The organism is Tenuifilum thalassicum (assembly GCF_013265555.1).
Lineage (GTDB): Bacteria > Bacteroidota > Bacteroidia > Bacteroidales > Tenuifilaceae > Tenuifilum > Tenuifilum thalassicum.
On sequence record NZ_CP041345.1, the window covers coordinates 2,838,957 to 2,862,492 of the forward strand.

18 protein-coding genes and 1 tRNA gene are annotated in these 23,536 nt (G+C 38.1%); 9 read left to right on the forward strand and 10 right to left on the reverse strand.

The genetic code is table 11. The features are described 5' to 3' along the window. Positions 1 to 32 precede the first annotated feature (32 nt). The 4 genes from FHG85_RS11800 to FHG85_RS11815 all read left to right on the forward strand — a co-directional run bounded on the left by FHG85_RS11800 (position 33) and on the right by FHG85_RS11815 (position 2,681). Entirely contained in the window at positions 33 to 569 is a 537-nt protein-coding gene (locus FHG85_RS11800) for a PspC domain-containing protein (RefSeq protein ID WP_173076141.1), read from the forward strand. A gap of 30 nt (positions 570 to 599) precedes the next feature. After that, positions 600 to 953 (forward strand): PadR family transcriptional regulator, encoded by a 354-nt coding sequence (locus tag FHG85_RS11805; RefSeq protein WP_173076144.1) that lies wholly within the window; start codon positions 600 to 602, stop codon positions 951 to 953. 21 nt (positions 954 to 974) lie between these two features. Continuing rightward, on the forward strand, positions 975 to 2,534 hold the full coding sequence (locus tag FHG85_RS11810) for a PspC domain-containing protein (protein ID WP_173076146.1): 1,560 nt from the start codon (positions 975 to 977) through the stop codon (positions 2,532 to 2,534). 76 nt (positions 2,535 to 2,610) lie between these two features. Next, positions 2,611 to 2,681, forward strand: a tRNA-Gln gene (locus FHG85_RS11815). A gap of 36 nt (positions 2,682 to 2,717) precedes the next feature. Here the strand turns inward: FHG85_RS11815 and FHG85_RS11820 are convergent. Genes FHG85_RS11820 through FHG85_RS11830 form a run of 3 tightly spaced genes read right to left on the reverse strand, consistent with a single transcriptional unit; the run spans position 2,718 to position 6,896 of the window. Further along, positions 2,718 to 4,265 (reverse strand): MBOAT family O-acyltransferase, encoded by a 1,548-nt coding sequence (locus tag FHG85_RS11820; protein WP_246249216.1) that lies wholly within the window; start codon positions 4,263 to 4,265, stop codon positions 2,718 to 2,720. Further along, a complete protein-coding gene (locus FHG85_RS11825) occupies positions 4,231 to 5,430 on the reverse strand; it encodes a GDSL-type esterase/lipase family protein (RefSeq protein ID WP_173076148.1) in 1,200 nt (399 codons plus the stop codon). The genes FHG85_RS11820 and FHG85_RS11825 overlap by 35 nt, the downstream gene beginning before the upstream one ends. Continuing rightward, positions 5,427 to 6,896: an SGNH/GDSL hydrolase family protein gene (locus FHG85_RS11830; RefSeq protein ID WP_173076150.1), complete on the reverse strand. Its 1,470-nt coding sequence runs from the start codon at positions 6,894 to 6,896 to the stop codon at positions 5,427 to 5,429. Before FHG85_RS11830 ends, FHG85_RS11825 begins: the two co-directional genes overlap by 4 nt. A gap of 126 nt (positions 6,897 to 7,022) precedes the next feature. On the opposite strand from FHG85_RS11830, the gene FHG85_RS11835 reads away from it, so the two are divergent. The 3 genes from FHG85_RS11835 to FHG85_RS11845 are packed head-to-tail and all read left to right on the forward strand — an operon-like array spanning position 7,023 to position 9,858. Then, on the forward strand, positions 7,023 to 7,364 hold the full coding sequence (locus FHG85_RS11835; RefSeq protein ID WP_173076152.1) for an arsenate reductase family protein: 342 nt from the start codon (positions 7,023 to 7,025) through the stop codon (positions 7,362 to 7,364). Between the two features lie 10 nt (positions 7,365 to 7,374). Continuing rightward, a complete protein-coding gene (locus FHG85_RS11840) occupies positions 7,375 to 8,220 on the forward strand; it encodes a CAP domain-containing protein (protein ID WP_173076155.1) in 846 nt (281 codons plus the stop codon). A gap of 15 nt (positions 8,221 to 8,235) precedes the next feature. Then, entirely contained in the window at positions 8,236 to 9,858 is a 1,623-nt protein-coding gene (locus FHG85_RS11845; RefSeq protein WP_173076157.1) for a fumarate hydratase, read from the forward strand. Between the two features lie 55 nt (positions 9,859 to 9,913). Here the strand turns inward: FHG85_RS11845 and queA are convergent, their stop codons facing one another. The 7 genes from queA to FHG85_RS11880 form a co-directional block, all read right to left on the reverse strand. Then, positions 9,914 to 10,966, reverse strand: a complete 1,053-nt coding sequence (gene queA / locus FHG85_RS11850; RefSeq protein ID WP_173076159.1) for a tRNA preQ1(34) S-adenosylmethionine ribosyltransferase-isomerase QueA — start codon at positions 10,964 to 10,966, stop codon at positions 9,914 to 9,916. A 135-nt stretch (positions 10,967 to 11,101) separates the two neighbouring features. Beyond that, the gene (gene truB, locus FHG85_RS11855) at positions 11,102 to 11,812 is read right to left on the reverse strand and encodes a tRNA pseudouridine(55) synthase TruB (protein WP_173076161.1); all 711 of its coding nucleotides are present in this window, start codon (positions 11,810 to 11,812) and stop codon (positions 11,102 to 11,104) included. A gap of 4 nt (positions 11,813 to 11,816) precedes the next feature. Then, positions 11,817 to 12,593, reverse strand: coding sequence for an undecaprenyl-diphosphate phosphatase (locus FHG85_RS11860; RefSeq protein WP_173076163.1), 777 nt, complete (start codon positions 12,591 to 12,593; stop codon positions 11,817 to 11,819). 30 nt (positions 12,594 to 12,623) lie between these two features. Next, positions 12,624 to 12,893, reverse strand: a complete 270-nt coding sequence (locus tag FHG85_RS11865) for a DUF3098 domain-containing protein (RefSeq protein ID WP_173076165.1) — start codon at positions 12,891 to 12,893, stop codon at positions 12,624 to 12,626. 18 nt (positions 12,894 to 12,911) lie between these two features. Then, positions 12,912 to 13,790 carry a cell division protein FtsX gene (locus FHG85_RS11870; protein ID WP_173076167.1) on the reverse strand — a complete coding sequence of 293 codons (879 nt, stop codon included), beginning with the start codon at positions 13,788 to 13,790 and terminating at the stop codon, positions 12,912 to 12,914. Positions 13,791 to 13,794: 4 nt separating this feature from the next. Next, a complete protein-coding gene (locus FHG85_RS11875; RefSeq protein WP_173076169.1) occupies positions 13,795 to 16,209 on the reverse strand; it encodes a YfhO family protein in 2,415 nt (804 codons plus the stop codon). Positions 16,210 to 16,225: 16 nt separating this feature from the next. Further along, positions 16,226 to 17,776 carry a glycine--tRNA ligase gene (locus FHG85_RS11880; protein WP_173076171.1) on the reverse strand — a complete coding sequence of 517 codons (1,551 nt, stop codon included), beginning with the start codon at positions 17,774 to 17,776 and terminating at the stop codon, positions 16,226 to 16,228. 142 nt (positions 17,777 to 17,918) lie between these two features. Here FHG85_RS11880 and FHG85_RS11885 point away from each other — a divergent pair, with 142 nt between their 5' ends. Then, positions 17,919 to 20,492 (forward strand): YfiR/HmsC family protein, encoded by a 2,574-nt coding sequence (locus FHG85_RS11885; RefSeq protein ID WP_173076174.1) that lies wholly within the window; start codon positions 17,919 to 17,921, stop codon positions 20,490 to 20,492. Between the two features lie 475 nt (positions 20,493 to 20,967). Continuing rightward, positions 20,968 to 23,532: an adenosylcobalamin-dependent ribonucleoside-diphosphate reductase gene (locus tag FHG85_RS11890; protein ID WP_246249218.1), complete on the forward strand. Its 2,565-nt coding sequence runs from the start codon at positions 20,968 to 20,970 to the stop codon at positions 23,530 to 23,532. Positions 23,533 to 23,536: the final 4 nt, after the last annotated feature.

The window sequence follows — 23,536 nt, forward strand, 5'->3', positions numbered from 1 at the left end:
AATCATTTCACACAACTTCAAAAACAACAAACATGAAGAAAACAATATCAGCAAGTTTAAACCGCAAGGCATATATTCTTGACGAAGATGCCTACGAGATGCTAGAACGATATTTATCTAGCTTAGAATACCACTTCCAGAGTGATGAAAACAAGACAGAAATTTTGGATGATATTGAAACAAGGATTGCCGAGCACTTTGATAAAATTATTAAGGTAGAAGGACAGGTAATAAATACAGAAAACGTGAAAAACGTGATAGCCACAATAGGAACTCCAAGCGACTTAGATAGCGATGATCTAAACACATCATCGGTAAGCCAAAAAGCATATCCTAAACTCTATCGAGATTTAGAGGAAAGGGTATTAGGCGGAATCTGTTCAGGAATGGGGCATTACTGGAAAGTTGATCCAGTATTATTTAGACTTGTATTTGTGCTTCTTGCCCTATGGGGCGGGATTGGCATACTAATATACCTGGTACTTTGGATTGTTATTCCCCCAGCAAAAACTCCATCGGAGCGACTTGAGATGAAGGGTGAGCAATTCAACATCAACAATATAAAGTAAACCCAACTATTCACTAGAACACGTAAAACCATGAGTTCAGAAGTAGAAAATGCAAAAGCGCAAATGCGAAAGGGGGTGCTAGAGCTATGTGTACTTACCCTACTTTCCAGAGGCGATGCTTATGCTAACGATCTTATCAATCAGCTTAAAGCTGCTAAAATGATTGTAGTTGAAGGAACAATATATCCCTTACTAACACGTCAGAAGAATGCTGGTCTACTTAATTACCGATGGGAGGAATCGCCACAAGGCCCCCCAAGAAAGTATTATACGCTTACTGAAAAAGGGAAGCAATACCTTGCCGAATTGAATTCGGGATGGGATGAGCTTGTTGAGCTGGTAGATACTATCCGATATGGGAAGCAAAGTAACGATAAAGAATAAAACAAAAATCGATACACAAAAATGGACAAAATAGTTGATGTTAGCATAGGAGGTATTTCTTTCACCTTGGAGGCAGAAGCATACTCAATACTAACGAAATACCTAAACGAAGTTGAAAGCCGCCTGAGCAACAAATCGTTTGCAAAAGAGGTATTAGCTGATATAGAATACCGAATTGCAGAACTCTTATCGGAGAGAGTAAAACCCAAGAAAGTGGTTCCTCCAGAAACCATAAATAGCATTGTAGAGCAAATTGGCTATCCCGATGAAGACGTTAATAGCCAAAAACAAAAAAAACAAGATTATACCCACCGAAAGCGTATCTACCGAGACTCAGATGAAGGCATTATTGCTGGAGTTTGTAGTGGCCTTGGCGCATATTTTAGAGTTGACCCGCTGGTTTTCAGAGCAATATTCATTGGTCTCCTTTTCCTGCATGGGTTTGGCTTGCTCTTTTATTTAATACTATGGCTTTCCATACCCAAAGCAAAAACGCCACTACAAAAAATGGAAATGATGGGCGACAAGCAATCAATTGATAATCTTTTAAACGAGATTAAAGAAGATATTAACTCAATTGGCACTAAAATTAAAAAGTCGGAGAAGGATGGGATTCTAGGAAAACTAATTAATCTTTTAGGACAAATTTTAATCTACATACTTAAAGCAATTGGGATTATTGTAAAGGTTATTGCAATAATCATAGGCTCTGTTTTAATTGCAGGAATGCTACTTCTGTTCATTTCATTAGTTTTTGCCATTTTCTTTGCATCCTATGGCTTGAGCCATTTTACCTTTTTAGGCGGCATTGGCATATCACTCAACGAAATCATATCATCTGTTATTGATATAAGTAGTGGTTATTGGATTACCATCCCGCTCTTCCTTGTTTTTGCCATTCCAATAGTAGCATTGATTTATGCAGGTTTTAGAATTATTTTTAGAGTAAAAGCTAAAGATAAAAACCTTGCAATAATAGCGCTTGTTCTTTGGGCTTCAGCCATTTTTGCCTTATCAATAACAACATTCCTACAAGTCAAAAGTTTTTCTGCTAGTGGTCAACATGTTAGCAAAGTATTAATTAAAACAGACCCAAGGGCACCACATACCTTATATTGTAAATCGTTCAATTACATTTCCGACAGTACGATTCAACAGTTGAGCACCTCAATACTTAACCTAAAACTTATTGACTATAAAGGCGAACAACTTCTTTCAGGTGAGCCAAAGCTTATTATAGAAAAATCGGAAGAAAACAAACCAGCGGTTACCATAATAAAGAACTCAAGGGGGACAAATAGATTCATTGCAAAAAGGAATGCAAAAATGGTTGAATACAGTATCACACAGAAAGATTCAGTAATAACCTTTGATCCAATTTTTGTTATACCCAACGATATTAAATGGAAGAACCAAAGTGTTACAATAGAACTACATTTGCCTGTTGGGCAAAAAATTTATATTGATGAAACCCTTGCATACATTTTGGACGAGAACCAGCCAAACTGCATTTACTGGCCTGATGAGCTAGTCGGGAAGACATGGGTTATGACCCAAAAAGGGCTTAGGCCTGCGAAATAAATTTTAAAAAATTTAAAAAAACTTGCATTTTAATATTTGCGTTATTATTTTTGCATCGCTTTTAAAGCAACAGGTTTGACCTATGGTGTAATGGTAGCACAGCAGATTTTGGTTCTGTTAGTCTAGGTTCGAGTCCTGGTAGGTCAACAAAGCCCTTGAGAAGTCAAGGGCTTTTATTTTATATTAGAACCTGAAGTAAATAAAAGGCTTAATACCCAAATACTGGAATTGAACTATTATAACAATAATCGCGAAAGCAACCAGTAGTTTTACATACCAAGGAGATTTAATAAAGTTACCTCGAATGTTTTCCTTTAAATTAAAGGGTAGCCAATGTAATAGAAATCCCAAGGTTAACATTGCAAGAACATCTAAATTACCTAACACGATAATTGGCACATAGTTAATGCCAAAATCAGTAAAGATCTTTTTTATCAGCTGCAAAGCCGTTGCAAAACTGTTGGCTCTGAAAAAAATCCAAGAAAAGCAGACCAGATGAAAGGTTAAAAAGATTCCAAGGAATCTTTTAAGTGGCTTGTTCCAAACTACTTTTACTTTTCGGAAGTTCGAGATCATTTTTTCTATGGCCAATCCGACTCCATGTATACCACCCCAAACCACAAACCGCCAATGTGCACCATGCCAAAGCCCTCCCAAAAGCATCGTTATCATCAAATTGATATACGTTCTTAACTTGCCTTTCCGGTTACCACCCAAGGGAATATATAAATAATCGCGCAACCACGACGAAAGTGAGATGTGCCATCTATGCCAAAAATCGGTCAAACTATTTGCTTTGTAAGGTTCGTTGAAATTAATAGGAAGGCGAAACCCTAACAGCAAGGCAAGCCCAATTGCAATGTCGGTATAACCAGAAAAATCGCAATAAATCTGAAGAGCATATCCATAGGTTGCCAAAAGGCTTTCAAAGCCTGTAAAAGACAAAGGGTTATCGAACACCCTATCAACAAAATTAACTGAGAGATAGTCTGATATTACCATCTTTTTAAACAGACCGCCTAAAATCAGGAAAAGAGCATGGCCAAACTCTTTAGCACTTAGGTTGTATTTTCTAAAAATTTGAGGAATAAACTCAGAAGCACGAACAATTGGGCCAGCCACTAATTGCGGGAAAAAGGAAACATAAAAGGCAAAATCTATAATATTTTTCACAGGTTTAACTCTTCCCCTATAGACATCAACCGTATAGCTTATTGTTTGAAACGAATAAAACGATATTCCTACAGGTAAAAGAATGTTTAATGTATCAAAACTAGTATGAAATAAGGAGTTAGACCAAAGAGCCAAATAATTAACAGTCACAAAGTTAGTTTCGAAGATGCTATTTATTAGATTTACAAGAAAGTAGGAATACTTAAAATACGATAGGACAGAAAGGTTAACGAACACACTTAAGGCAACCAACCATCGTTTTTTGGTCTCACTATTTGAGATAGAGATTAAATAGCCTATGGAGTAATCAACAACTGTGGAGAAAAGGAGCAAAGAAAAGAATAAACCGCTCGACTTAAAATAAAAGAATAGGCTAAACACCAAAAGGTATGCACTACGTGCAATTGGCCGATTATAAACATGTGTATACCCCAGCAATAAAACACCAAAAAACACCCAAAAACTAGCCTGTGTAAAAATTAGCGAATCGCCATCGTGATATTTTAAGAAATCGAGTATTAAATTAGTTAGCTGGTCCATTGGGGTTAAAATATTCAAAGATGTTTGTTTTTAGCATGGCATCGAACAAAAGGTTTGCTTGCAGCTCATACCCCTTGGGCTTGAAATGTATGCCATCGGGAGCCGCAAAACCAAGGTCCATCCATGAGCTAATGCTGCTATATCCTCCCATGATAGTATAAAAATCCCAATAGGGTAAGTTTCTTTGCTCTGCAAAATCTTTTATCATAGATGAAACCATAAGCGCATTAGGGTTGCTAGCTGCCTTTTCAAAAAGATGGTCGTTAGGTGTTGTAAGTATCACCAAAGAGTTAGGACACGCCGTTTTGACCTTTTCAATAAATTGCTTTAGCTCACGTTTAAATCTTGTGCTATCAAACACATTGGTATAGGAATCATTTGTACCAAAGGAAACTATTATGCAATTGGGATTTAGTAGTTTAAGTTCCTCTTCTATAAATATGGATTTATTATAACCAGAGAAAGCAGCTCCATTTAATCCAGTTGAGCTCACAGAAAAAGGGGTATGGGTGTGCCACAAATTTACAGCTTGTATAATGATTTCACCATTTAGCTCATTCCTAAACCCTATGGTTAAGGAATCATCCTCACTGTTAACTGCATACTCAACGTACCCTTCACTTCTTTGCACTTCGATAGCCTGAGGTGTTAATACTACTGGTACCTCGTTTAACATGGTCTTATAGAAAACACCGATACGGTTAAAACTTGGTTGTATTCCGTTTCGCTGCTTAAGTTTAAAAGAGATTGTTGCACCACTATCCGAAGTAACCACATAGGCACCAAAAAGACCACTAGGAATTTTTGTTTTTGCACCATTTACCTTCTGAAAACGCCAGATTCCAGAGTGATAAGAAACATAATCCACCGGATTATTCGACCCAAGAATAGAATACGGGAATAGCAACCCTGGCGACATTTTTGCAACACCATACCTATCTGCTATATTCTTTTTCAGCGTACTTGAAATAATACCAGCCTGAACATGTGAATCGCCCATATGGATAATTGAAACTAAGCTTTTATCTCGCAGCATATCAGCTCTCGTATTTCTAATGACATTATCATCAAGATTGACAAGAAGGTGCTCTGTGGGGACATCAATATCAACAACATGTAATTGGTAAGGAATAAATACCAAAAAAACAATAATGCTAAATATTTTCAATAAAAAGAACCTCATCTTATTGAATCGTTAGCTTCTACACCTATCACTTTATTTTCACTTAATAAATGTTTCATTTCAACAGTATTTATCAATGCTTTAGAAAATAGTTCACCCATACGTTTTGCACCAAGGTATGTAAAATGGGTATAATCCTTAGTTGCCAACGATGGGTTTTGGTTCACCCATTCAATCATTGACCCTTTCCCGCCCATAGCTGCGAATGCATCCCAAAAAGCAACCCCACACTCAGACGCCGCTTGTTGTTGTGCATCGCGGACTTTCAAAACACTTGGGTATGACTCAAGTACTCCATTAAACTTACCAGCCATATCCGACACCCCCACAACAATAATTGAAGCATTGGGGGCAAATGATTTTATAGCATTAATCTGCTTAACTAAAAGTCCCTTATAAAAATTATAACTTTTTAAATTTGATGGTACTACATTTATTCCAAATTGAAGAACTACCAACCTGACATTCAGAAGGCTGTACACCCTTTTTGCCAAATGAAAATCAAATTCAGTAAAGAAGTTTCCAGAAGACCCCCTTAGCGCAATATTGTTAACAAAAACACCACTACCAGACGAGGCAAAAACCCCATATAGTTTTAATGCACTTTTGCTTTTCACCAATATAGAAACTCGCTTATACCTACTGGGTAATTTAAATGAAACGAGGTCGACAACATTAGCATCCTTAATTGATGTTAAGGTATGCTCCTTCCCATCAACCATCAACTTAAAGGAAGCAATTGAATCACAATCTCCAACTAGTATATTTAACATTGGAAAACGACGTTTAGAACTTACAGTTAGTTCTAAAATCTGTTTAAAATTCTCTGAGGGTTCTAATTCAGAAAAAGCACCTAAGATTGCTTTCCGCCTCTGACTTTTGTCTGCTTTTTGCAATGCAATATGCTTAGCAGAACGAGAGGTTAACCATATTCCATAAGGAACAAATGATGGATTCCAGTATGGAAGGGCTCCCACTCCTACCCCACCATATCGCTTTTGTAATGCAACTCTAAGCCTATCAGTTATTCTATCGCCCTCTATCTGTGAATCGCCATAATATAAAACATTAATACCACTTGAATCTGATTGATTCAGCGATTCAATAAAATTCTTTAGGGAGTTATACTCTATCCCTTCAGAGTAAGATTTTTCAACTATATACTTAACTCTGTTATTTCTAAGGGTATCGTTTCCTGAAAGCGTATCTTTAATGGGGAGCTTAACTGTATCGAGCAGTCGTGATTTTAAGGTGTAATCATCTCCTAGTGTATCATCAGCATTATAATTAAATCTACTACAGTTTGCTAGTATCCCATTATTATCACTAGCTTTTATACTCCAACCTGGAATGTGCACTTTTACTTTACCAATTACCAATTCACCTTTTGGCAAAAGGAAAGAAAAGCACAAATAGATAAAAGCCAACGCTACAAGAAAGGCAAGGGTATGTATTGGTTTATGCATTCCTCAAAAATACAATTTTCTTAAAAGTAAAATTTTTTCAACAAATGATATATATTAGAGATTTGTAAAAACAAGCTAACTTGTATTTTAATCTGAGGTTTAGTATCTTACAAAACTATATAAATTATGATAAAGATTTTACATAATCCATGGTGCGCAAAAAGTCGCAAGGGCCTTGAGTATCTTCGTACAAAAACCGAAGATTTTGAAATAGTAAAATATCTCGATGAAGGATTGAGCGAAGATATGCTAAAAGAAATTCTGTTAAAGTCGAACCTCAAACCAATTGAGCTGGTCAGAACACAAGAAGAATATTACAAAAAGTACCTTAAGAACAAAAATTTCAACGAAGATGAATGGATTAGAATCATAATAGAAAACCCCAAACTACTCCAACGCCCCATTGTAATATCAAAATACAAGGCAGTAATAGGAATACCACCAGAGAATATCGACAACATTTTTTAATAAGATTAACATGAAAAGGATAAGCGTATTTATATTGTTTTTGGGCATTCTATCATTTGTCGCAAAAGCTCAGCCTACCGAAATTTTAAATACCGAAAAGGAAATATTACGACAAATAAATGAACACAGAAAATCAATTGGGAAACAAGAACTCATTTCAAACGATTATATAAAACGCGAAGCCTTAACCCACTCGCAAAACATGGCAAAAGGAAAAATCACCTTCAGCCACAAGGGATTTAATGAGAGATTTACAAGGTTGAGCGGCTTTTTGGACATTTCATCAGGAGCAGAAAACATTGCTAATGGCCCTTTAAATGCAACACATATTGTAAGCGGTTGGTTAGCAAGCCCACCGCATAGAAAAAACATAGAAGACGATTTCAACTTAACTGGAATAGGAATAGCAAGAGCCCCAAATGGGAGCTACTTTTTTACACAAATATTTGCAAAAAGTGCTGAGAAGCCTAAAGTAGTACCAGCAGAGTATGAAGCGGAGGTTCTGCGTTTAATAAATGAGCACAGAAAGATGCTTGGGTTGCATGAGCTACAAAACGACGCCACCATACACTCCGAAGCATTAAAATACTCCAAAGCAATGGCTGCAGGGAAAGTTCCCATTGGCCCTCCAGGCTTCAACGATCCAATTAAATCGTTACTACACAGATACAATGCATCACAAATGGTTGAATTAATAGGTTACGACTACCAGTCACCAAAGGAACTGTTTGATGCATGGATGAATAGCACTCATCAGAGAGATATTATAGAGGGGAATTTTAACTTGACTGGAATCGGGGTCTATCAATCGGCTAACGGGAAAGTATTTGTAACGCAAGTTTTTTTGCTCAAATAAATAAAACCAAAAGCTATGGCCACACCAGAATTTTTTTACCAAGAAAGGTTTCCTATTGAAAAGGATGAAACCGAGTACTACCTACTAACAAAAGACTTTGTCTCCACATCAAATTTTAACGGAGAGGAGGTCCTAAAGGTTGAGCCTGAAGCACTTTCATTCCTGGCTCGCACAGCCTTGCATGATGTTTCGTATTTTTACCGAACCGAACACGTTAAGCAGATAGCTGCCATTTTAGAAGATCCCGAAGCAAGCAAAAACGACAAGTTCGTTGCATTGGTAATGCTACGAAACGCTGAAATTGCAGCAAAGGGGGTTCTTCCCTTATGCCAAGATACTGGTACGGCAACAATCTTTGCCAAAAAAGGCCAAAAAGTTTGGACTGGAGCAAATGATTACGAATTTCTTTCGAAGGGAGTATTTAAAACATACACCGAAGAAAATCTTAGATATTCCCAAACGGTTCCCCTTGATATGTTCACCGAAAAGAATTCTGGTACAAACCTCCCGGCGCAAATCGACATATATGCAACTCCTGGCAATGAGTTTGAATTTCTGTTCATAGCCAAAGGTGGAGGTTCGGCAAACAAAAGCCAGCTTTTTCAAGAAACAAAGGCACTCTTAACACCAGAAAAGCTTGAAGCATTCATCATTGATAAGATAAAAAACCTAGGTACTGCGGCCTGTCCACCATACCACATTGCCATTGTAATTGGAGGCACCTCAGCCGAGGATACCATGAAAGCGGTAAAACTTGCATCCGCAAAGTATTTCGACAACCTACCTTCATCAGGCAATATACATGGGCGTGCATTTAGAGATAGAGCACTCGAAGAAAAAATCTTAAAAGCGGCTAACGAGATAGGAATTGGCGCCCAGTTTGGAGGAAAGTATTTAGCTCTTGATGTTAGAATAATTAGGCTTCCTCGCCATGGAGCATCATGCCCAGTTGGGATTGGAGTTTCATGTATTGCCGACAGAAACATAAAGGCTAAAATAAACAAGGATGGCATATGGATTGAAAAGCTCGAAAAAAATCCGGGTAGATTCATACCTGAGAAGTGGCGTAAGCATGAGGAAGATGAAGCGGTGCGTATAGACCTCAACAAACCAATGAAGGATATTCTCTCGGAACTTACCAAGCATCCTGTTGGTACCCGATTATCTCTTACAGGGCCAATTATTGTAGCACGCGATATAGCCCATGCCAAACTAAAAGAACGCTTAGATGCCGGCGAAGGACTCCCGGAATACGTTAAAAATCACCCAATTTATTATGCAGGACCTGCAAAAACACCAAGTGGGATGCCATCAGGTTCGTTTGGCCCAACAACTGCAGGACGCATGGATCCATATGTTGACCTATTCCAATCGAATGGTGGTAGTTTGGTAATGATTGCAAAAGGGAATAGGAGTCAGGCAGTTACTGATGCCTGTAAAAAACACGGAGGGTTTTATCTTGGAAGCATTGGTGGCCCTGCAGCAGTACTTGCTCAGGAACACATCAAAAAAGTTGAACTAATTGAGTTCCCTGAACTTGGTATGGAAGCAGTTTACAGAATTGAAGTGGAAGATTTTCCAGCCTTTATTTTAGTTGATGATAAGGGTAACGATTTCTTCAAAAAGGTGATTAAATAAAAAAGAAAGAGGCTAGTATATGAACTAGCCTCTTTATATATTGCTTTACGAAATGTTAAATGATAAGCATGGCATCGCCATAGGTGCCAAAGCGATATTTTTCTTTTACTGCTACTTTATAAGCTTCCATTACCAAATCGTAACCACCAAATGCAGCCACCATCATCAACAGGGTTGAGTATGGCAGATGAAAGTTAGACACCAACATGTTAGGCACAGCAAAATCGTAAGGTGGAAAGATGAACTTGTTGGTCCAACCCTCAATTGGCTTTAAGAAACCATCGGTTGTAACAGAGCTTTCCAACGTTCTAAGAACTGTTGTTCCAACAGCACAAACGTTATGCTGTTCGCGCTTCGTTTTATTAACAATATCAGCAGCTTCAGGAGTTATTAGAATCTGCTCAGAATCCATTTTATGCTTGGTCAGGTCTTCAACATCAACAGTACGGAAATTACCCAAGCCTACATGTAGAGTAATTTCGGCAAAGTTAATACCTTTTATCTCAAGTCGTTTAAGAAGATGCTTGCTGAAATGAAGTCCAGCAGTAGGAGCAGCAACTGCACCCTCATGCTTAGCATAAATAGTTTGGTATCGTTCCCTATCCTCTGGAACAGCTTCGCGCTGTAGAATATGCTTAGGAACAGGCATTTCGCCTAACTTGTAAAGGGTTTGCTTGAATTCTTCGTAGGTTCCATCAAAAAGGAATCGAAGCGTTCTCCCCCTACTTGTAGTATTGTCGATAACCTCTGCAACAAGAACATCATCTTCCCCAAAGTACAACTTGTTACCAATCCTAATCTTACGTGCAGGGTCAACAAGAACGTCCCATAGGCGTTGCTCCCTGTTTAACTCCCTAAGTAAGAATACTTCTATCTCAGCGCCTGTTTTCTCCTTATTTCCATATAATCGTGCTGGAAAAACTTTAGTATTATTAAAAACCAGCGTATCGTTTTCGTTAAGGTATTCAATAATATCTTTAAAGATTCTATGCTCAATCTTCCCAGTTTTTCTATTAAGCACCATTAACCTGGACTCATCTCTATTTTCTACAGGGAATTTTGCAATTAAATCCTTTGGTAAGTTGTACTTAAACTGCGATAGTTTCATATTGTAAGTTTTTCAAAAGTTTGCACAAAGATATAACCTGCCAATAGGCAATGTCAATAGTTTTAACCTTATTTTTAGGAAATTACAAAAATAATACAAATTTTTAAGCATGTGCACCTTATACGGCGATTATCCTCATTTGTTACAAACTTCTTTAATTTTTTGTTCTACTTCCTGAAGCGATAAAGCACTATCTAAGGTAAAGTCTCCGCTACGTGTCCTGCATAGTTCAACAAGGTGTGCACCAGAATTAAGTTCAACGCCAATATCCCGAGCAAGTGAACGGATATATGTGCCTTTGCTACAAGAAATCTGGATAGTAATGTAAGGTAAGTTAAACTCCTCAAGTTCTATTGAAAAAATCTCAATTGGTACGGGTTGGAGTTTAGGATCTATTCCCTTCCGTGCAAGGTTGTAGGCGCGTTTACCATTCACATACTTTGCAGAATGTGCTGGAGGTTGCTGCATTTGTGGGCCTTCAAAACGCTTTAAGGCATCTTTAACAAGTTCAAGTGTAATGTGATCGGTTGGGAAGGTTGCATCAACTTCTGTTTCCAAATCGAATGAAGGGGTTGTTTCGCCCAACTTAATCTTTGCAACATACTCTTTATTTTCGGAAGTAAGCACCATTACTTTTTTGGTAGCCTTTCCCGTGCAAATAACAAGCAAACCTGTTGCTAATGGATCAAGTGTACCAGCATGCCCTACCTTAATAGATTTTATTCCCAGATGCTTTTTAATAAGCGAACGTATCTTCCCTACCACGTCAAAAGAAGTCCACTCATATGGCTTATCGACCAATAGAATTGCACCTTCCTGTAACCTATCGAACCTGTTTACTTCCATGAGCCTATACAAACATAAGGGCTATCACACCTACAAGGGCACAATAAATAGCAAACCAGTAAAGATTTCCTTTACGAACGATTCTTAGCATAAAAGAACAAGCCAGAAATCCCGAAACAAAAGCTGCAATAAAACCAGCAATAACTGGAGCAGTTAGGACATTAACAGCATCACCTTTAACAATATCGATAAAAGCAGCCCCCAATACAGGGATGATAACCATAAGGAATGAAAACCTTGCTGTTTCATCCCGATCCTTCCCTAATAGCAAACCTGTTGAAATTGTTGCACCTGAACGACTCAAGCCTGGTAAAATGGCAAAAGTTTGAGATATGCCAATTATTATTGAATCTATGTAGGTAATTGGTTTTGCAATGGGTCGCTTAATTAAACGGGTTAAAGCCAAAAGGGCTGAAGTAACCAGTAGCATAACCCCCACCACGATAAGGTTACCCTCAAAAAGCGACTCTATCTCATCTTTAAAAAGGACTCCAACTACTCCAACGGGTATGGCAGAAACCAAAAGTTTAAAAACATACTGGGTTTGCTGGTTGTTTTCAAACCTAAACAAACCTGCTATAAGCTCAACAATTTCCTTTCTAAACACAAGCAAAGTGCTAAGAACTGTAGCCACATGTACAGCAATACTAAACTCTAAATTATCTTCTAAATGAACTCCTAAAATAGCCTTTGATAGCTCAATATGCCCACTACTACTAACTGGCAGGAACTCTGTTAAACCTTGAACAATACCCACCACGATGGCCTGAAAGATGGTCATTCCAATTTAAGTTTAATGAATACAAATAAATTACTTATCCTTTTTATCGCGCTTCATTATTGCATAACCAACGAACGCGAAGCCAAAGAGAACTACGATAGGAGCAATAGTTATTCTTCTAAAGCTAAAAATATCCGGATTAAAAACGTTAGGATCGGTTGATCCTCCACCAATCATTAGTACAAAGCCGAGCACAATAATTAAGAAGCCAATTATCATTAGCTTATAATTTGTCCATGACAGAGGGAATTGATTCTCCTTAGATTCAACAAATTTTGGTTTGCTATTTTTTGCAGACATATTATAAAATTTAACTCGTTAGTAATATAAATCGTCAGTGGCCAAGCGCAAGAACTTATTAACAGCCAACAAAGTGGCTAAAAAGTTTATAAAAATTCCTACTGCTGTAATCGCAGCAAAAACAAAAATAATGCTTTCGGGTTGTAGAACAGAAACAATATCAGCAACCTCTTTGGTAATAGCATAAAGCAATGCTACTAGAAGAGATATAGCAATAAACGAAGCATATAGCGCATGCAATATACTTTTTAGCAGGAACGGTCGACGAATAAAGCCCCAGCTAGCACCAACCAGCTTCATTGTATTAATGATAAACCTCCTTGAATAAACCGAAAGGCGTATTGTGTTATTAATTAACACTAGGGAGACAAAGAGCATAAGGCCAGCAAATACAAGTATTACAAATCCTATTCTGCTGACATTCTCATTAACTAAATTAATGAGTGAACGCTGATAATCAACCTCGCTGATTTGAGGGAAACGTTTAAGCCATTGCTCAATCTTAGCAATGCTATCGTTATTAGCATAATCGGCCTTTAATCGAACCTCAATATATGCATTTAATGGGTTGTAACCTAGGTAAGCAACAAAATCTTCGCCCAACTCGTTTGCCATTATTCGAGCGGCATCTTGCTTGCTAAAGTATTGTGTTGATTTAATATAGGTTGAAGCATCAAGCTGCTTTTTGAGGTATAATGCATCGGCATCGGTAACATCCTGATTTAAGTAGATATCAAAGCCAATATTCTCTTTGACGTATGCCGATAATTTATGTGCACTAATAACAAGAATCCCGAGCAGACCAAGTGTAAAAAGTACTAATGAAATACTTATTATCGAGGATATGTAAGAACTCCTCAATCGGCCTTTAGTTGCTTTATTTGTGGGATTTGCCATTTCTTTACTTTTTCAAAACCTTGGCTAATTCTATGCCTACCCAACCAACAAATATAAGAATAATAAGTAACGAAGAGGCAAGATCGACATAGGTTCCTTTTTTCCATAAAGGCGGATCAAATACAAATTCAATCTGATGCTCACCAGCAGGAACAATCATCGCTCTAAGTACATAGTTGGCCCTAAAGTGATCTGCGGGCTTTCCATCGATATAGGCTTGCCATCCTTTAGGATAGTATATTTCTGAAAAAACAGCCAGTTGGGTTGCAGTTGAGCTTGTCTTATATTTTAGCCTATTTGGTCTATACTCAACTAGCTCTATATTGCCCTGTGCTGAATTCCCAAATTTAAAATCATCTACATAACCTTTAAACCGTTTATCAACTATAGCGGTAGTTTTTGGATTAAAACTATTTAAAGCATCAATCTCTTCATCGGGGTTATCAACTAGTTTAAGGGAATCAACAAACCATGCATGGCCAAGAGCATCTGGATTAAGCACAGCAACAGGTCCTTCCTTACCTGGTTGAATGATATACTTGGTGTTTAACATGTTGAAAACCGCCATGTTTCCTTTTGACAGGTGAAAATCAATTAAATCCTGATACCGGCGGAGCTTGGCACCATGGTACCCTCCTATTGACTTATGAAAGTATGATGTAGATGCATCGTTAAATGGGCTAACTGTGAGGTTGAACACTCTGAAATTTGGATCAGGATCGGCAAGAATTTGTTTATCGGCTTCGGTAGGGGTGAAAGGCTCTTCTACCTTCTTTGGTATTTGAAACCCGCTGTTATCCATGTAGCGTTTATCTACTGCCCATAAATCTGTAGTTATTAATACACCTAACAGTAAAACTAGTACAGTAGATTTTATCTTTTTCATATAGAAAAGAGCCAATACTGCTGCGCCAGAAAGAACAAAGAATAAAGAGCGGAACGCATCGTTAAACAGTAGATTTGCCCTATCCTTTCGCATAACCTCAACTACTTCCTTTGGCCAACCCAACTGATTATCGATTAAACCAGAAAATGAAAATAGGCTAGTTCCAAAAAGCATAAAAAACAGGCAAATACCACCAACAATACCTGCAGACCATTTAAGAGCTTTCCAAAACTCATCCTTAGGTATATCGCCCTGAAGCACCTCTTTAAGTGCAAGAATAGCAATAAGTGGGATGGTGAACTCAGCAATCACCAAAATCATGGAAACAGTTCTAAACTTATTATAAAATGGGAAGTAATCGAAAAACAGGTTGGTTAAAAAGTTAAAGTGATTCCCCCATGCAAGCATTATTGCCAGAACTGTTACACCAAATAAGTACCACTTGAATCGTCCTTTAAGGATAAACATTCCAAAGACGAAAAGAAAAATCAAAATGGCACCAATATAAACAGGGCCAGATGTAGATGGTTGAGGCCCCCAATAGGTAGGTAAGTTGCTGATAATAGCATTTACCTGGTTATAGGGAACTCCGTTTCTTCTTAAAAATTTGAATGTTTCCGATTTGTTACCAACATCCATTGTGCTGGAACCACCCATCAAATTAGGAATAAGCATATTAAAAGTCTCGGCAACACCATAGCTCCATTGCGTAGCATAGTCTCTATCGAGCCCCGATGTTTTATTGTGCTGCTCATGAGATAGCTCAGACTTACCTCGGATCGAATCCTTTCCATAATCGTAGGTAAACCATAGGTATGTAAAGTTGGCCCCAAAAGCTAGAATACCTGCAACCAGAAGCACAGCAGTGCTTTTTGCAAATTGTTTAAGGGCTTTTTCTTTAATGGACTCAAATAAATAGTATAAATAGATTGCACCCATTATAAATGCGCCATAATAGGTGATTTGAGGATGGCCTGCATTAAGACTTAACCCAAAGGCTAATCCAAACACCGCTAACCCTGCAAGCCACTTCCCTCGAAAGGCTAGGATCATACCAGCAATCGAGGGCGCTAGGTAGCCAATAGCATGTATTTTAGCATTATGCCCAGCCCCAATTACGATTAAAAAGTAGGTTGACAAACCATAACCAATTGCCCCCACAATGGAGAGCCACGGGTTAACTCCAAAAACAAGAAGCAGGAAATAGAACCCCAACATGGTAATAAAAATGAAGCTTGCTGGCCGTCCTACGGTATGCAAAAAATGGTCAACCTTTTTTAATAGATTTCCTTTATAGTTAGCCGATATGAGATAGGCAGGCATACCACCAAACATACTGTTAGTCCAAAGCGATTCCACGCCAGTTTTGGCTTTATAATCAAGTATCTCTTTTGCGGAACCTTTCCACATTGCAATATCGTGCTGAGCCAACTTTTTACCTTGAAGTTGCGGGTAAAAATATGCGAGTGGCACAGCCAAGAAGAGCACAAATGCTACAATGTGTGGTGTAACCTTTTTCATATCGATTTTCATATCGGCAAGTGTTTAGTTAGATTTGACGTAGCATATTTGATAGCGAAACCTTATCGGCCATAATTTCGCGTAAACGCGATGCAGGAACACGTTCTTGCTCCATGGTATCACGGTACCGAATGGTAACGGTTTCATCCTCTAAAGTTTGATGGTCGACAGTGATGCAGAACGGAGTTCCAATAGCATCGTGTCGGCGATAGCGCTTACCAATAGTATCCTTTTCCTCGTACTGACAAGCAAAGTCATACTTCAAATCGTCCATAATTTTTCGAGCCATCTCGGGCAATCCGTCCTTCTTAACCAATGGGAAAACTGCTAGCTTAACAGGCGCAAGCGGTGCAGGGATTCGAAGTACAACACGCTCGTCGGTAGAACCATCCTCCTTCGCAATTTTCTCCTCGGCATAGGCAGCTGAGAGAACAAGTAAGAAGGTCCTATCTAAGCCTATTGATGTTTCAATTACATAAGGTATATAACTCTTATTTAGCTCCGGGTCGAAATATTGTAACTTCTTACCCGAATGTTTTTGATGATTGCCAAGGTCGAAATCGGTGCGAGAGTGAATTCCTTCAACCTCCTTAAATCCAAATGGGAATTCAAATTCGATATCGGAAGCGGCATTAGCATAATGGGCTAACTTTTCATGTTTGTGGTAGCGATACTTTTCATCGCCAAAGCCCATGGCACGATGCCATCGCATACGCTTTTCCATCCAAAACTCGTACCACTTCATCTCCTCACCAGGACGAACAAAAAACTGCATTTCCATTTGTTCAAATTCGCGCATGCGGAAAATAAACTGACGCGCAACAATCTCGTTACGAAAAGCCTTACCCACCTGAGCTATTCCGAAAGGAATTTTCATTCGTCCAGTTTTCTGCACATTAATGTAGTTGACAAAAATACCCTGAGCAGTTTCTGGGCGAAGATAAATAGTACTAGCATCATCGCTTACAGAACCCAACTTGGTTTCAAACATCAAGTTAAACTGACGAACATCTGTCCAGTTTTTAGTACCTGAGATAGGACAAACAATTTCGCAATCCTCTATTATCTTTTTAATCTCTGCGAGATTATTCTGCTCCAATGCTTCAACCATACGGCTATTTACCGCGTTTATCTTTTCGGCAATGCTCTGTATTCGAGGATTGGTTTGTCTGAAAAGCGCTTCATCAAATTTCTCACCAAAACGTTTGCGAGCCTTTTCAACCTCCTTCTCAATTTTCCCTCTTTGCTTCTCCATCCACTCTTCAATAAGCACATCGGCACGATAACGCTTTTTGCTATCCTTATTATCAATTAGTGGGTCGTTAAATGCGCCAACATGTCCGGAAGCCACCCAGGTTTGCGGGTGCATAAAAATAGCTGCATCAATACCAACAATATTTTCGTTGAGACGAGTCATTGCCTCCCACCAGTATCGGCGAATGTTATTTTTTAGCTCTACCCCATTCTGCCCGTAATCGTAAACGGCACTTAACCCGTCGTAAATTTCACTCGATGGAAATACAAATCCATACTCCTTGCTGTGTGCAATCAACTTTTTGAAAAGTTCTTCCTGTGTCATAATTGCTTAAATGAGAATTTCTGTAATTCACAAAAATAGTTCAATTTATTTCATCTAAAAAAACTATTTTCAGCAAATATCAATTGACTTTAATGCTCGCTTTTCATAAATTGCTCGATTATTCAACCAATCATTATTTAACATGCATTATAAGTTGCTTTTTATATCAATTTTGACATTCCTCTCCTATTTAAATGGCTTTAATGCATCACAAAACACATATAAAAGAAACATAGATAAATATCAGGATAAAGAACAAGTACCAGAACATAAAATTAAAGCTGCCCTAATACTTAACATTTCAAAATTTATTGAATGGCCAAACAAGAATGAATTTAAAAAATACTCCATCCTAATTATTGATGACGATACACTTATTTATAATGAGATTAGAAAGGTACAGAACACCTATTCATTGAATGGAAAAAGTTTTGAAGTACACTACAATAGCTCAATAACACAAACTCCTGAGAAATATCAAATTATATTTTTGGGCGAATCAAAATCAAATCTATTAAATAAATTATACCAATCAGTTTCAGGGAAGGGTGTTCTACTATATACTGATAATGAAAAAGATAAGATTCTGACAATGGTAAATCTTTACTATAATGCCGAGAGCAACAATATTTCCTTTGAAATAAACAAGCAATCGTTGGAAGAAAATGGTTTTGTTTTAAATCCAAAACTTATTGCTCTAGGGGGGAGCTTTATCGATTTAAAAAACACTTATCTGAAAACATACCAGCAACTTACAAAAGAAAAACAAAATCTTGAGAAGTTAAAAAATGACTTGAAAAAACTAAGTGAAGAAAAAACAAGGATTGAACGAGAGGCAATAGAACTAAACCAAAAGATTAAAACACTAACCATCAATCTTCAAAGAACTGAAAATGAATATCAAAAGCTAAGCGTTAAAATTCAAAACAAAGACAGCTTATTGAGACAGACAACCAAAGAGTTAGCTGAAAAAAATGCAGAACGTAATAGGTTGCAACAAAAGATTAACAGTCAGTTTTCCCTTATTAGCAGTTCAAAAAAAGAGCTTGATTCACTAAATCGGAAGATAGCTCAAACGCAAGCCGTTTTAACTGCAAAACAGGATAGAATAAAAACGCAAAACAAAATTATAGACGAAAAAGAAGGCATCATAGCAAGGCAACAAAAACGATATTACATTCTAATTTTCTTTCTTTTTGGACTATTCCTCAGCCTGCTTTTTGCAACCTGGGCTTATAGGATTAAAAGAAACATGAATATAAAGCTTGAAAAAGAGGTCCAAAGAAGAACTCGCGAGCTTAATATAAGCAGGCAACATTTTCAGAGCCTATTTGATAACGCACCTATTGCAATGCTTGAAATGGACCTTTCTCAACTTTTTCTTTTTTCAAGTGATTTTACAAAATCAAATAACCAAACAGGAGATAATTCAAAAAGCCTTGGTTTAGAAGAGATTCAAGAAGCCATCAGGCTTATAAGGATTACTAATATCAACAAAAAAGGTTATGAGCTTTTTGGATTTAAAAATCTTGATGATGCAAACGTTAACTACATAAATACCTTCACGCAAGATTCGATTATTTCATTTAACAATGTGATTAAAACATTGGCTAAACGTGAACAATTTTTCAACTACCAGAGCATTCGTCGTTCGTTAAATGGTAATGAGCTATACCTTATTCTTAAGTGGATTGCCTTACCAGGCTATACTGAGGATTACTCTAAGGTTCTAGTAACCGCCATTGATATTACTAAACTAAAAAGGTATGAGCAGGAGCTTAAAATGCACAAAGATCACCTTGAAGATATTGTTAAAGAGAGGACGCAAGAAATACTAGATCTTAACAACGAGCTAAAAGAATCAAACGAAGAATTACTACTGAAAACCGAGGAACTAGAGCAAACTGTCCATCTACTCGAAGAAGCACAAAACCAACTGGTTCAGCAGGAGAAAATGGCTTCACTTGGTATGCTTACGGCAGGAATTGCGCATGAAATTAATAACCCTATTAACTTTATTAGCGGAAGCCAACAAGCCATTGGCAGCTTAATTGACGAGTTATGGAATAACCTTAATAGGTATAAAACAATTGCAGCTAAACATAGCCCAAACCACTTTGGAAAAGAAAAGAACATTAACAGTAATGAAGACGAAGAGATTTACAGCTCAGTAAAAATGATGCTGAACAACATCGAAACAGGAATTGATAGAACTACAGCAATTATAAGAAGTTTAAAAACTTTTGTTCATGCCGACAACACTACCATTCAAGAGGTTTCCATACAAGAAACACTAAGAGATGTATTAAATATGCTCCAAGGTCTTTATAAGAATCATGTTGAGATTGTTAAACACATTCAACAAGACCTACCAACAATTAAATGTCCGAGCAATCAGCTACACCAGGTTCTCATGAACATTCTAACAAACGCCATTGACGCTATTGAAAATGAAGGTAAAATTGAAATTACTGCCGAGTACTTAAAGAAGAATCAATCAATTATATTAAAGATTAAAGATACAGGAACTGGCATCCCTGAAGAAATCAAGGAAAAAATATTCGACCCATTTTTTACTACAAAAGAGGTTGGGAAAGGTACCGGACTGGGGTTGTACATTACATACAACATAATCAAATCATTAAATGGAAACATTGACGTAAGCTCTACAAGGGGCAAAGGAACAGAGTTCATTATAACACTACCCACATCTTAATAATAAACATTTCCACTTCTTCATTTTAATCTCAATCAACCTATTTAGTAAACCTAGCTGTTAAATTAACCTCAAACTCATCAACAAACAACATATCGCTCTATTTTTCAAACACATATAACTCTAAAGAAATATACAAGAACAAAAGAACTAGTACTAAAAAACACGCCAGCCTTTTTTAGGCTAATAATCAACCACTTACCCAAAACGACAAAACAATTTCTCTTATCTCTCAAGGATTTCAACCTAAGCTTCTGAAACTCAACATCCCCTTTTAAATAAAAGAATTCCAATGATTTAACCTGTTAATAACTATGCCCTGTTGTTAATATTTATAAGCATTTTTATTTGGTATGGGTGATTTGCTTTCCATAAATTCGTAGTTACATTTTCCGAAGCAAAATATTTTTATAATTAACTCACAGTCAGCGCTGTGACATAAGGATGTATTCGCAAAAATTAAACATATATTATCATGAGTAAAGAAAACACCCTGATGGAGCAAAAAACGAAACAAAAAGTAAAATCGTACACATTCGACGAGGCTTATGAGGCAAGCGTAAAGTATTTTAAAGGCGACGAGATGGCTGCCAAGGTGTGGGTAAGCAAATACGCATTAAAGGATTCGTTTGGGACTATTTTTGAGCTAACACCCAACGATATGCACAGGCGCTTAGCCAAGGAGATAGCACGAATAGAGAAAAACTATCCAAATCCAATGACAGAGGAGGAGATTTTTGATTTGCTTAAAGACTTTCGCTACATAGTTCCACAGGGTGGGCCAATGACAGGTATTGGCAATAAATACCAAATTGCCTCTCTATCAAACTGCTTTGTCATTGGTAATAACAACGCCGATTCATATGGCGGTATCATGAAAGTAGACGAAGAGCAGGTACAGCTAATGAAACGCCGCGGTGGAGTAGGTCACGACCTTTCTCATATTCGTCCCAAGGGGAGCCCAGTTTTAAACAGCGCACTTACATCTACAGGAGTAGTTCCATTTATGGAACGCTATTCTAACTCCACCCGTGAAGTAGCACAAGATGGCCGTAGGGGGGCCCTAATGCTTACAATTTCAATTAAACATCCCGACTCAGAAGAGTTTATAGATGCCAAAATGGAGGCTGGGAAGATTACCGGAGCCAACGTTTCTGTAAAGATTGACGATGAATTCATGCGTGCGGTTGTTGAGGGTAAACCCTATATACAGCAATATCCAATTGACTCTCCAAACCCTAAATTCCGTAAAGAGATAAATGCCCGAGAACTTTGGAAAAAGATTATTCATAATGCTTGGAAATCGGCAGAGCCTGGTGTTCTATTCTGGGACACTGTTACTCGTGAATCGGTACCCGACTGCTACGCTGATTTGGGTTACAGAACCGTTTCAACCAACCCATGTGGCGAGATTCCACTTTGCCCATACGATAGCTGCCGACTGTTAGCGCTAAACCTCTATAGCTATGTTGAAAACCCATTTACACCTGAAGCACACTTCAACTTTGACCTTTTCAAAAAGCATGTTCACGCTGCGCAACGCATCATGGACGATATAATTGATCTTGAACTTGAGAAGATAGATGCCATTCTCGATAAGATTGCAAAAGACCCAGAAGATGATGAAATTAAATCGGTAGAGCGCAACCTTTGGCTTAAAATCCGTCGCAAAACCATCGAAGGCCGTCGTACTGGCATAGGGATAACAGCCGAAGGCGATATGCTTGCAGCGCTTGGCTTACAGTATGGCTCAGAAAATGCCACCGATTTTTCAGTTGTAGTTCATAAAACCCTGGCCATAGAGGCCTACCGTTCTTCGGTTTACACGGCAAAAGAACGTGGCGCTTTCCCTATTTATGATGCCCAACGTGAAAAGGACAATCCATTTATAAACAGGCTGAAAGCCGAGGACGAAGAGCTATACAAGGAGATGACAACCTATGGCCGTCGAAATATCGCCTTGCTTACAATTGCTCCAACAGGAACAACCAGTTTGATGACACAAACCACCTCAGGTATAGAGCCTGTATTTATGCCCTACTATAAGCGCCGTAGAAAAGTAAATCCAAACGATAAAAACGTAAAAGTTTCATTCGTTGACAAGGCTGGCGACTCTTGGGAGGAGTTTAATGTATTCCATCATAAGTTCTTGACCTGGATGGAGGTTAACGGATATAACCCTGAGGAAGTTAAAAACTATAGCGAGGAGCAAATTCAGGAGTTGATAAAGAAATCACCATACTATGGTGCTACATCAAGCGATGTGGACTGGGTAAATAAGGTTCGCATGCAGGGTGCCATTCAAAAGTGGGTTGACCATTCTATTAGCGTTACGGTTAACCTTCCTGAGAATATTACCGAAGAAATGGTTGCAAAGGTTTATGAAACTGCCTGGGAAAGTGGTTGCAAAGGATGTACAGTTTATCGTGAAGGTTCACGCGATGGCGTTTTGGTTTCAAATAAAAAGGAGGAGAATAAAAACAACAACTCTCCATTTCCAAATAAACGCCCCCCAGTATTAGAGTGTGATGTTATTCGTTTTAAAAACAATCACGAGGACTGGGTAGCCTTTGTTGGTTTATACGATGGGCGCCCCTATGAAATATTCACAGGACTCATTGAGGACGATGTTTTACCTGTCCCAAAATCGGTTAAAAAAGGTAGAATCCTTAAAATTAAAGACGAAAACGGCAGCAGATACGACTTCCAGTACGTTGATAAGTATGGCTACACCAATACGATGGGTGGCTTATCACACATGTTCAACAAAGAATATTGGAATTACGCCAAACTTATTTCTGGCGTACTCCGTAACGGTATGCCAATTCCCGATGTGGTTAACCTTGTTTCATCGTTAAGGCTCGACAATGAGAGCATCAACTCATGGATTGCGGGTGTTGAAAGAGCCCTACGCCGCTACATTCCCGATGGCACTAAGGCTAAACCAGGTAAAAAATGCCCAGAGTGTGGCGCAGAGTCACTTGTTTACCAAGAGGGTTGCCTTACCTGTCAAAACTGTGGCCATTCAAAATGCGGATAATCAG